A 10,935-nucleotide genomic window follows, 5' to 3' on the forward strand; every position below is an offset into this window, starting at 1 on the left:
ATGGTTGCGTTTTTTGACAATATAGAGCCGGAAAATAATGCTGTCGAGATTAAAAATATAAATTCTATTGTAGATTTAAATGCTTATTTAAAAGAATGTGATGCTGCATTGTCCATCTCTGATGATGCACTTAGGGCAGTATTTAAAACATATAAATTTGATTTTGATTATTCAAGTATGCCTAGGGACCCATTCTCTAGTGAGTATAAAAAATGGCAATTTTCTTGTTATGAAAAAATATCAGGTGTGCCATATGAAATAAAAAATGAACTTTCTAATTTTATTAATGTTGAAAAGTCTATTGTTACGCCATTTCCATTTTATACAAAAAGTTTCTCAACTGTATCTGATCAAATAATAATGATTGGATTGATTATAAAATTAATGCGACTCACACCTGGCGCAAAAATTCTTGAGTTTGGTGCAGGGTGGGGAAATACAGCTGTAAATTTATGTAGGATGGGATACGAAACTACGGTCATTGATATTGAGCATAGATATCTGGATATTGTTAATGGACGTACGAAAAATTTTGAAACACCTATTAAAACTATATGCGGTGATTTTTTTTCTATCGAACAATTGAATGAAAAATATGATGCACTATTGTTTAAAGAGTGTTTTCATCATTGTTCAGATCATCAGAAACTAATTTCTTTATTTGAGGATCGGTTGACCGAACTCGGAATAATTGTATTTGCGGGTGAACCTATATATGAGGACTTTCCTGTGCCATGGGGAGTGCAGTTCGATGGTGAAAGCGTGTGGGCAAGTCGAAATTTCAAATGGTTAGAACTTGGTTTCAAAGAAAATTATTTTCGAGAAACGATGGCGCACTATGGGTGGGTGGTAAGGAAATATTCATTCCCGATAGTAGAGCGAGGCACTATATTTATAGCAAGTAGAAAGTAATTTTTGAATAAAAGAAAGTTTAATTAAATGCGTGTAGTACTTGACCTCCAAGCTTGTCAATCCAGTAGTCGCTTTCGAGGGATTGGCCGGTACTCAATGTCTTTTGCTCAAAAAATTGTGCCTCAGTTGATAGCGCGAGGTCACGAGGTAATAATTGCGTTAAGTAGTGCTTTTCCTGAAGAGGCAAAGCAGATTAGATTATCATTTTTTAATAATTCTTTTTCTTTAAAATTTTTTGATTTTCATATACTAAATAATTGTCATGCACGTGAGCCGGAAAATCATTGGCGACAAATGGCTTCAAGATTATTGAGAGAGCACGCGTTGGCATCTTTATTGCCAGATGTTATACACGTTTCAACGTTGTTGGCAGATGGCTGGGATGATGACACGGTTGCATCGGTTGGTGCCTTGGGTATACACGTGCCAACCGCACTTACACATTATGATTTGATACCTTATGTAATGTCAGATGTGTATATGTTAGACAATAAATTTCGTGAATATTATATAAATAAGCTAGAAAGTATCCGGTGCGCGGATCTTTTATTGGCAATATCAGATTTTTCAAGGAAAGAGGCATTGAGGGTATTAGAAATACCAAATGCGAATGTTGTAAATATGTCTTCGGCTGTTAATGAGGATTTTTTTGCTAGTGTAGAGCTTTTGAATGAATCAGAATCTGTACTCGAAAAGTTTGGAGTTTCGCCTGGTTTTTTGCTTTATGCGCCGGGTGGTTTTGATCCGCGTAAAAATTTAGATAAATTGCTTGAAGCCTATGCCTTATTGCCGATTAATGTTAGGAATGAACATAAACTTGTTATTGCAAGCAAGCTTCCTGACGGATATGCTAAAGGAATTATTTGGAAGGCTGGTACTTTTGGAATAGATGCTTCGCAGTTAATACTCACAGATTATGTGACGGATTCTGAACTTGCATATTTGTATAGATCTTGTCGAGCTTATGTTTTCCCTTCTTTGCACGAGGGATTTGGTTTGCCTGTCCTTGAGGCGATGCTTTGTGGTGCAGCTGTAATCGCATCCAATTGCACAAGTATTCCGGAGGCTCACGGATTGGATGAAGCTCTTTTTGATCCCAAATTACCCTCAAGCATCGCAGAGAAATTATATTCTGTTTTAACAAACACTAAATTTAGAGAAAAACTTATAAATCACGCACGTATGCAAGTAGGAAAATTTACATGGGAGCGTACTGCTTATACAGCTTTAAATGCGATGGAGTCGTTAAATTTAAACAGATATAAATTGCAGGGACAAGAAAATAGTAAATCAAAATTACCTTCATGTGATTCAATGCTTGAAAAACTGGATTGTTTGAAATTATCAGTATCCCCGAGTGAAATTGATGTTAAAAATTTTCGTACATGCTATACGAAAAATTTGGAATTGGTATAAATGAATATTTCATTATGTACATATCCTTGGGCTTTTGATACACCGGGTGGCGGAGAGCGACAACTACAGAATTATTACGATGCCATTCGTCGCGGGCAGCATAAATGGCCGACGCTTAATGTAACAAAATTTGATCCGTGGAAACCAGAATTTTCTGATATGAGAATAATGCATTATTTTGGATGCATGCCTAGTAGCGTAGATTTTTTAAAACATGTGAAGGCAATTAGAGGAATCCCTATTGTTTTAAGCCCTAATTTTTGGCCTGACCCTGAAGGGTGGAGGAAATCAGATGTTTACGAAGAAGTAAAAACTATTCTTTGGCTTTCCAATTTGATGGTTGTAAATTCATTTTCTGAAGAAGAAGCACTTGTTCGATTAATGAAGATCGATTCAACAAGAATATCAGTAGTTCCGAATGCTGCGGATTCTGTTTTTTTTGATCGTATATCGCCAGATATTTTTCGTCAAGAATATGGAATTACTGGGAAATTTATATTGAACGTTGCCAATATTGAGCAACGAAAGAATCAATTAGCTTTTCTCAAGGCGCTTAAATCATTTCCTGACTTGACACTGGTAACGGTTGGACATATTAGAGAGGATTGGTATGCTGATGCCTGTATTTTGGAAGGTGGTAAGCAGTTGCGTCTTATTCCTCCCCAGAAACCGGGTTCTGTAATGTTGCGGTCTGCAATGGCGGGTTGTGAGTTTTTTGCTATGCCAAGCATAATTGAAACTCCTAGTATTGCTAGTTTAGAGGCTGCTGCCGCAGGTGCTAAAGTTTTGACTACGTACTTGGGTTCAACAAAAGATTATTTCAAAGATACTGTTACTTACGTGAATCCTTTTGATGTTGAATCAATGAAAGAAGGTATTCGTGTTATTTCTGAAAATATGGTGACAACTGATCTTTTTAAATTAATTAAAGAAAACTACACTTGGGATATTGTTGTTGATAAATTAGTTGGTGATGCTTATTCTAGACTCGCAGGTTGTCAGTTGAAAATTGGTTGATCATTTATATTCCGTATATGAAGAATTTAGTCTCTACGCCTTGTATTAATTGGCGCATTGAAGGGCCATTTGATAGCAGTTATAGCCTTGCTTTGCTTAATCGAGAAATCGCACGGGCTTTAACAATTCTTGGTGTTAATGTTGCATTGCACTCCACAGAAGGCCCCGGTGACTTTCCTCCATCTGATGAATTTTTGTTGTGTAATGATGATTTAAAAGCAATGCATAAGCGTGCGGATGTGTTGATGGCTGGTGACTCTGATGTCTTGAGTAGAAATCTTTATCCGCCGCGTGTTGCTGACATGGATGGACGAAAAAATTTTATGCATTCTTACGCTTGGGAGGAGACTGGCTTTCCAAGACGTTGGGTTGAGGATTTCAATACGCATCTGCAAGGTTTAACTTGTTTGTCACAGCATGTGTATACGGTAATGCAGAACAATGGGGTTATGCTTCCAATGGCTGTGTCTGGATGCGGTGTTGATCATTGGGATCGAATTTTTTCCAGCGGACGGGATCTTCTTGGCGGCTACTCGGCCAAGAAATTCTGCTTTTTGCATGTATCGTCGTTCTTTCCAAGAAAAGGACCAGAAGCATTACTAGAGTCTTATGGGAATGCATTTTCAAATACAGATAATGTTTCCTTAGTTATTAAAACATTTTCAAATCCACATAATGAGGTCCATACCTTGTTACGGCGGCATCGAGAAATTAACCCAAATTATCCTAATGTAGTGCTTCTTGAAGATGACCTATCTGATGAAGATTTGAAGGCTTTGTACGAACGGTGTGATGTGTTGGTAGCTCCTAGTTGTGCCGAAGGATTCGGTTTACCGCTCGCTGAGGCTATGTTGTCTGGACTGCCAGTAATAACGACGGCTTGGTCCGGCCAGTTAGATTTTTGTAATTCTGAAAATTCATGGTTAGTTGATTTTCAGTTTGAGCAGGCGAAAACCCACTTCAACTTGCTGCCGTCCGCATGGGCTGCGATTGATAGAAAAGCATTAACCCAAGCCATGCTTGCAGCGCGAGGCACTACCAAAGATCAGCGTACCTTGATGGCCAGCAAAGGTCGGGCGTTGTTATATGAAAATTTCACATGGGCAAAGGTAGCCCAACGGCTGATTGATTTTTATCATCAGTCAAAGGTCGCACCCTCTTCGGTTGAACCCAAGATAGGCTGGATATCTACGTGGAATGTGAAATGCGGAATTGCTACTTATTCAGAACATCTGCTGCACAACCTTGACTGGTCCCCCACGATTCTTGCGGCCAGAGATGCAATGATCTTGGGTGAGGATGCTGCCAACTGTAAACGTTGCTGGAGCCTTACCGATGAGGAGGATTTCACAGATTTGTCTATCCAGATTGATCTGCTCGGACTAGATACATTAGTTATTCAGTTTAACTTCGGGTTCTTCAATCATGAAAAGTTGACTGAATTTGTTAGGGGCCAAAAGGCAGCGGGACGGACATTGATCGTCGACCTGCACGCAACGATTGACCCACCTCAAGCACCCGCGAAAAGGATGAAAAATTACGCCGAAGCATTAGTGCTTTGTGACCGTTTGCTGGTGCACTCGATCGCTGATATGAACCGTATGAAAGCGTTCGGGCTTGAACCCAAACTGACCCTGTTTCCTCATGGGATTCTGGAAATTCCAGAACCACCGCCACTAGAGCTTGGTCATGTCCCGACGATTGCAACGTACGGATTTTGTCTCCCGCACAAAGGATTGCCTGAGGTTCTGCAGGCCGTTGGCTTGCTTCGTGACCAGGGAAAACGAGTGGATCTAAACATGGTCAACGCAGAGTATCCGGTTGATTTTTCTCATGTACTGGCGGAAGAACTTCGTCAGCAAGTGCGAACGCTGGGCTTGGAACAACAGGTCAAAGTGGAGTCTCGCTTTTTACCAGATGCAGAAAGTCTCGCCCAACTCCAGGATGCAGATCTGATCATCTTTGCCTATCATCCGACTTCTGAGTCAGCCAGTGGTGCCGTCAGGTATGGTTTAGCTTGCGGCAGACCGACTCTGGTGACGGATCTTCCCATTTTTGAGGAATTGGGTGATACCGTTTGGCGAGTCGACGGGCACGCGCCAGAGCAACTTGCAGATCGCATTTGGGAAGTATTGACGCAAATTGAAATGGACACTAACTTGGCTAAAGCCCATACCGAAAAAGCCAAAGCCTGGCGTGATCAACATCGTTACTCATCTCTGTCCAAGCGTCTCAGTGGAATCATTCTCGGACTAAAAATCAATAAAATTTAAGCTTTAATTCATTAGCTTCCTAAACCTATCGCAACCGGTTGCTCGCACCGTTGTTTACGAGGTTTGTTATGGCTTTGCATTATTTGTGAATATTATAATAAATTAATTATTGGCTTAAGGTATATGTATAAATAATGAGAGTTTATCTTTCTCTTCGGTGCGGTTTGCAACGTATCAAATGAATATCACACATACACGCTTACTATAAAATTATTTCTTCACGCGACTAACGTCAATGGATCATCGTTTCAAGGTTCCGTCGTGACCTCTTTCAATTTTCAATTAATGAATACAAAAACTACTGCACTCATCACCGGCATCTCCGGCCAAGATGGTGCCTATCTCGCCGAATTACTCCTTGAAAAGGGCTACACCGTCTACGGCACCTACCGCCGGACCAGTTCCGTGAATTTTTGGCGGATGGAAGAGCTGGGTATCCAAAATCATCCCAATCTTCACTTGGTTGAGTTCGATTTGACCGACCCCGGCTGTATCATCAATTTGCTGCAAAAAGTCCAGCCCGACGAGGTCTATAACTTAGCTGCGCAGAGTTTTGTGGGTGTGAGTTTTGACCAGCCCGCAACCACGGCTCAGATCACAGGTGTGGGGGCCTTGAACCTTCTAGAGGGTATTCGCTTGGTAAGCCCGAAGACCAAGTTTTACCAAGCCAGTACGTCTGAGATGTTCGGTAAGGTGCAAGCTATTCCGCAAATTGAAGAAACACCTTTTTGGCCTCGTAGCCCCTATGGTGTCGCCAAGCTATATGCGCACTGGATCACAGTCAATTATCGTGAAAGCTACGACATATTTGCCTCCAGCGGTATTTTGTTCAATCACGAAAGTCCATTGCGTGGGCGCGAGTTTGTAACGCGCAAGATCACCGATGCTGTGGCAAAGATCAAGCTGGGGAAATTGGACTGCCTTGAGTTGGGCAACATTGATGCCAAACGCGATTGGGGCTTTGCCAAGGACTATGTTGAGGGTATGTGGCGTATGCTGCAGGTGGATGAGCCAGACACATTCGTGTTGGCAACCAACCGTACCGAGACCGTTCGCGACTTTGTTGAAATGGCCTTTAAGGGCGTAGGTATCACCGTGGAGTTCCGAGGTTCAGCAGAGTCCGAAGTTGCAGTGGACACTGCAACGGGCAAAACGGTAATGTGCGTTAACCCAAAATACTACCGCCCGGCGGAAGTAGAGTTGTTGATTGGTAATCCTGCCAAGGCTAAGGCCAAGCTCGGCTGGGAGCCCAAAACAACGTTGGAGCAGTTGTGTCAGATGATGGTTGCTGCTGACTTGCGCCGTAATGAGCAAGGGTTTTCGTTTTGAAAATTCTGTTGACCGGAGCCAGTGGTTTCACGGGTCTGCACTTTGCCAAGCTTGCGCAAGGTGCTGGGCATGAGATCGTGGTGTGTAGGGTCGATTTGACAGATCTGTCGGCCGTACAAAATGCTGTTATGGATACACAGCCCGATGCCGTTGTGCATTTGGCGGGTATAAGTTTCGTAGGGCATGCGGACGACACGGCGTTTTATGCCGTTAATGTGGTTGGCACTACCAATTTGCTCAATGCCTTGGTCAAACTCACACACAAGCCGCGCTGTGTGTTGTTGGCGAGCAGTGCCAATGTGTATGGCAATTGCATCAACTCTCCTATTGTTGAAAGCCAATTACCCTCTCCGTTGAACCACTACGCGAGCAGCAAGCTAGCCATGGAACACATGGCGCTCACCTTCCAGGACCGGCTCCCCATTGTCATCACCAGGCCGTTCAACTACACAGGGGCTGGGCAGCACATTAACTTTGTTATTCCCAAGCTGGTGGAACACTTTGCACGGCGGGCGAACAGTGTGAGTCTAGGTAATTTGCAGATAGAGCGTGAGTTCAATGATGTCCAAATGGTCTGCAATGCTTACCTGGCGCTGCTTCAATACGGGCAGCCGGGAGAGATTTACAACGTGTGTTCGGGCAAACCCTATGCGTTGGTGGACGTGCTTGAGGCGCTTTCCCGCATATCCGGACATACGCTTAAGGTAGAGGTTAACCCCGCTTTTGTGCGACTCAATGAGTTGCACCGTTTGTGCGGCAGCCCTGATAAGCTGTGGGCACTCTTGGCGCAGCATTGTGTTGAGTTAACTGTGCCAACCTTGGAAGATACGTTGCAAAGCATGTTGGTGGCGGCTCGTGTTGAGTAATCCTGATAGTTAACATGTTATCTCGGCCACCATGAAGGTTCTTCACGTCTATCGGACGTATTTCCCGGATCCACCGGGCGGTCTGCAAGAGGCTATTAGGCAGATATGCCTTGCTACGGGCTCTTTTGGGGTAGCGTCAAAAGTGTTTACTCTGTCTCCTCAGCCTAATCCAAAGCGCTTGGTCCGGCCTGAGGCTATTACTGTACGCTCTCTTTCTTGGGCAGCGCCCGCATCTTGCGATTTGGGTGGGGCCGACTCCTTTGTGGAGTTTTATCGTCTACAGAAGTGGGCAGATGTAGTTCATTTGCACTATCCGTGGCCATTTGCGGATGTCTTGAACATGTTCAAGGCTTCGGACAAGCCCGCGGTAATGACATATCACTCAGACATAGTGCGGCAACAAGTTTTGAGCAGGCTGTACCGTCCATTGATGCGGCACACTATGCGTGCCATGTCTGCTGTTATCGCAACCTCTCCTGCGTACGCGAAAACTAGTTCTGTATTGACCCGCGATGTGCCGTCGGGGCGCTTGCGCACCATTCCTTTGGGTATTGTTGATAAGCCCGAGGCCGCTCCCGGCTTTGAGGGACAGTTTGCCAGTGCGGACTTTGCGGGATACACGCCTTTTGTGTTGGCATTGGGGGTGCTGCGCTATTACAAGGGGTTGCACACCCTGATACACGCAGCGCGTCAAATTAATGGAAACATCGTCATTGCTGGCTCCGGGCCGGAAGACGCAAACCTTAAGGAGCTTGCACGGCAGCTCGGCGTAACAAACATTGTTTTTGCAGGCCAAGTGACCGAAGCGCAAAAAACCGAGCTTTTGCGTCAATGTACGGCGTTGGTGTTGCCCTCGCACTTACGCTCTGAGGCCTTCGGCATGGTATTGGTGGAGGCGTCCATGTTCTCCAGGCCTATGGTGTGCTGCGAAGTTGGATCGGGCACGTCGTATGTTAATTTGGATGGAGTTACCGGGTTCGTCGTACCACCGGAAAGTCCGTCTGAGCTTGCTAACGCATGCAACCGTATTCTTGGAGATCCAGTGTTGGCCAAGACGATGGGTATTGCAGCACGAGCAAGATATGAAAATTTATTCTCGGGCGCAGCACTGGGGCGCGCTTATTTTGATTTGTACCGAGAAGTCAAATCCCCTTTGGTTTCGACGTCGTAATGTGAGGGGAGTGCTGTGCGGTGGTTCTATCTGGAGCAGCTGAATGACACCCCAGCCGCTGGGTTGTATTGGCGGAAGCTTAGGGATTCGAACCCTAGAAACCTTTCGGTTTGCCGGTTTTCAAGACCGGTGCAATCGACCACTCTGCCAAGCTTCCTACCCGATTATTCTAACCCTGGTAATTACCCCAAAAGGATCCAATGGATGCGATTTAGATTAGATCCAGGACACAGCTGTCACCCAATGCGTCACGCCACACCCGTACGCGACTCACTTTGGGGCGAACGTCGGCCAGTTGCTCGGCGATAAAGGTGCAAAGGTTTTCCAGGGTCGGCGTCCCCAGCTTGGGTACCTCGTCCAGCAAATGGTGGTCCAGTTGCTCACGCACGCCCTCCAACCGTTGGCGCAAAAAGCCCAGATCCAGCACCATGCCATTCACCGGATCGCGCGGGCCGGTCACGCTAACCTCTGCATGGTAGGTGTGGCCGTGGATACGGCGGCTACCGGCTGTTTCAATTTCGCGTTGAAGTGTGTGGGCGGCGTCGAAATAGAAGCGTTGGCTGATGGTCAGCTGCATAGGGGTACTCGCAAACAAAAGGGGATTGGATTAGCGGATGCCGCTGATTTTGTGGGTCTGGATGCTCAGGCGCCAGGTGGGCTGGCGCATACAGGTGTCTATGCAAAGGCCCATGTTGGCCAATTGGTCGGGGCCGTCCATGGGTTGCAGGAAGCGATGGGTGAATTCGCCGGTGCGGGCCAGAGTGTCTAGGTCTAGGCCGGGTTGCGGCCATACCACCTTCAATTCCTGGCCTTGTTGCTGTATCCAGGGTGCGCCCGCCTTGGGGCTGATGCAGAGCCAGTCTATGCCTTCGGGGGCGCGGACGGTGCCATTGGATTCCACAGCGATGCGAAAGCCGCGGGCGTGCAGGGCTGCGATCAGTTCTGCATCTACCTGCAGCAGGGGTTCTCCACCGGTTAAGACGGTCAGTCGGTTCTGGGTTTCGCCAGCGGGCCATTGGGCCTCGATGAGATCGGCCAAGTCATCGGCGGTGGTGAACTTGCCACCTAGGGTGCCGTCGGTGCCCACAAAATCGGTATCGCAGAAGCGGCATACGGCGGTGGCGCGGTCGCTTTCGCGGCCGGTCCACAGGTTGCAGCCGGCAAAGCGGCAGAACACGGCGGGGCTACCTGCCTGGGCGCCTTCGCCTTGCAGGGTGTAGAAAATCTCTTTGACGCTATAGGCCATGTGTGAGCACCGCTGTGCGCGGTGAAACTTGCTAAGCCCTTGATTTTACTGGGCCAGCATGCCTTTCGTCTCAATGAAGGAAACCACCTCGGCCAGACCCGTGAGGGTTTTCAGGTTGGTCATCACAAACGGCTTTGCACCACGCATGCGGCGGGTGTCGGATTCCATGATCTCCAGGTTGGCGCCCACGTGCGGCGCCAGGTCGGTTTTGTTGATGACGAACAGGTCGCTTTTGGTGATGCCGGGGCCGCCTTTGCGCGGGATTTTCTCGCCTGCGGCTACGTCGATCACATAGATCGTCAAGTCACTCAGCTCGGGGCTGAAGGTAGCAGCCAGGTTGTCGCCACCGCTTTCCACAAACACGATGTCGGCGTTCGGGTGTTCCACCAGCATGCGGTCGATGGCTTCCAGGTTGATGGAGCAGTCTTCGCGGATGGCGGTGTGCGGGCAGCCGCCGGTTTCCACGCCTATGATGCGGTCTGCGGGCAGGGCGCCGCTAACGGTGAGCAGGCGCTGGTCTTCCTTGGTGTAGATATCGTTGGTGATGGCCACCAGGTCGTATTTGTCGCGCATGGCCTTGCAGAGCATTTCCAGCAGCGTGGTTTTACCGGAGCCGACGGGGCCGCCGATGCCGACGCGCAGGGGCGGGAGTTTTTTGGTGCGGTTGGCGATATGGTGCAGAGAAGACATGGTGTTTTGCTATTG

10 protein-coding genes and 1 tRNA gene are annotated in these 10,935 nt (G+C 46.8%); 7 read left to right on the plus strand and 4 right to left on the minus strand.

Annotated features, from left to right (window positions below; all coding sequences use genetic code 11):
- From AC4BBN_RS15265 to AC4BBN_RS15295, 7 genes are all read left to right on the plus strand, one after another.
- Nucleotides 1-912, plus strand: coding sequence for a class I SAM-dependent methyltransferase (locus AC4BBN_RS15265; protein WP_490592812.1), 912 nt, complete (start codon nucleotides 1-3; stop codon nucleotides 910-912).
- Between the two features lie 96 nt (nucleotides 913-1,008).
- Nucleotides 1,009-2,328: a glycosyltransferase family 4 protein gene (locus AC4BBN_RS15270; RefSeq protein WP_490592813.1), complete on the plus strand. Its 1,320-nt coding sequence runs from the start codon at nucleotides 1,009-1,011 to the stop codon at nucleotides 2,326-2,328.
- Nucleotides 2,329-3,345, plus strand: coding sequence for a glycosyltransferase (locus tag AC4BBN_RS15275; RefSeq protein WP_490592814.1), 1,017 nt, complete (start codon nucleotides 2,329-2,331; stop codon nucleotides 3,343-3,345).
- A 17-nt stretch (nucleotides 3,346-3,362) separates the two neighbouring features.
- Nucleotides 3,363-5,618 carry a glycosyltransferase gene (locus AC4BBN_RS15280; RefSeq protein WP_490592815.1) on the plus strand — a complete coding sequence of 752 codons (2,256 nt, stop codon included), beginning with the start codon at nucleotides 3,363-3,365 and terminating at the stop codon, nucleotides 5,616-5,618.
- A 285-nt stretch (nucleotides 5,619-5,903) separates the two neighbouring features.
- Nucleotides 5,904-6,947 carry a GDP-mannose 4,6-dehydratase gene (gmd, locus tag AC4BBN_RS15285; protein WP_490592889.1) on the plus strand — a complete coding sequence of 348 codons (1,044 nt, stop codon included), beginning with the start codon at nucleotides 5,904-5,906 and terminating at the stop codon, nucleotides 6,945-6,947.
- Nucleotides 6,944-7,813, plus strand: a complete 870-nt coding sequence (locus AC4BBN_RS15290) for an NAD-dependent epimerase/dehydratase family protein (RefSeq protein ID WP_490592816.1) — start codon at nucleotides 6,944-6,946, stop codon at nucleotides 7,811-7,813. Before gmd ends, AC4BBN_RS15290 begins: the two co-directional genes overlap by 4 nt.
- Nucleotides 7,814-7,844: 31 nt before the next feature.
- The gene (locus AC4BBN_RS15295) at nucleotides 7,845-8,984 is read left to right on the plus strand and encodes a glycosyltransferase (RefSeq protein ID WP_490592817.1); all 1,140 of its coding nucleotides are present in this window, start codon (nucleotides 7,845-7,847) and stop codon (nucleotides 8,982-8,984) included.
- Nucleotides 8,985-9,053: 69 nt separating this feature from the next.
- On the opposite strand, the gene AC4BBN_RS15300 is transcribed toward AC4BBN_RS15295, so the two are convergent.
- The 4 genes from AC4BBN_RS15300 to ureG all read right to left on the minus strand — a co-directional run bounded on the left by AC4BBN_RS15300 (nucleotide 9,054) and on the right by ureG (nucleotide 10,920).
- Nucleotides 9,054-9,141: transfer RNA gene (locus AC4BBN_RS15300), tRNA-Ser, on the minus strand.
- Nucleotides 9,142-9,195: 54 nt separating this feature from the next.
- Entirely contained in the window at nucleotides 9,196-9,561 is a 366-nt protein-coding gene (locus tag AC4BBN_RS15305; RefSeq protein ID WP_490592818.1) for a 6-carboxytetrahydropterin synthase, read from the minus strand.
- Between the two features lie 30 nt (nucleotides 9,562-9,591).
- Nucleotides 9,592-10,230: a 7-carboxy-7-deazaguanine synthase gene (gene queE / locus AC4BBN_RS15310; protein ID WP_490592819.1), complete on the minus strand. Its 639-nt coding sequence runs from the start codon at nucleotides 10,228-10,230 to the stop codon at nucleotides 9,592-9,594.
- A 45-nt stretch (nucleotides 10,231-10,275) separates the two neighbouring features.
- The gene (gene ureG / locus AC4BBN_RS15315; protein WP_490592820.1) at nucleotides 10,276-10,920 is read right to left on the minus strand and encodes an urease accessory protein UreG; all 645 of its coding nucleotides are present in this window, start codon (nucleotides 10,918-10,920) and stop codon (nucleotides 10,276-10,278) included.
- Between the last annotated feature and the right edge of the window lie 15 nt (nucleotides 10,921-10,935).

The organism is Rhodoferax sp. SPJ21 (assembly GCF_058216335.1).

Bases quoted from the DNA above. Each gene is read 5' to 3' on its own strand.
- AC4BBN_RS15280 (WP_490592815.1), top strand. From the start codon at position 3,363: ATGAAGAATTTAGTCTCTACGCCTTGTATTAATTGGCGCATTGAAGGG.
- AC4BBN_RS15270 (WP_490592813.1), top strand. From the start codon at position 1,009: ATGTCTTTTGCTCAAAAAATTGTGCCTCAGTTGATAGCGCGAGGTCAC.
- ureG (WP_490592820.1), bottom strand. From the start codon at position 10,920: ATGTCTTCTCTGCACCATATCGCCAACCGCACCAAAAAACTCCCGCCC.
- AC4BBN_RS15305 (WP_490592818.1), bottom strand. From the start codon at position 9,561: ATGCAGCTGACCATCAGCCAACGCTTCTATTTCGACGCCGCCCACACA.
- queE (WP_490592819.1), bottom strand. From the start codon at position 10,230: ATGGCCTATAGCGTCAAAGAGATTTTCTACACCCTGCAAGGCGAAGGC.
- AC4BBN_RS15265 (WP_490592812.1), top strand. From the start codon at position 1: ATGGTTGCGTTTTTTGACAATATAGAGCCGGAAAATAATGCTGTCGAG.
- AC4BBN_RS15295 (WP_490592817.1), top strand. From the start codon at position 7,845: ATGAAGGTTCTTCACGTCTATCGGACGTATTTCCCGGATCCACCGGGC.
- gmd (WP_490592889.1), top strand. From the start codon at position 5,904: ATGAATACAAAAACTACTGCACTCATCACCGGCATCTCCGGCCAAGAT.
- AC4BBN_RS15275 (WP_490592814.1), top strand. From the start codon at position 2,329: ATGAATATTTCATTATGTACATATCCTTGGGCTTTTGATACACCGGGT.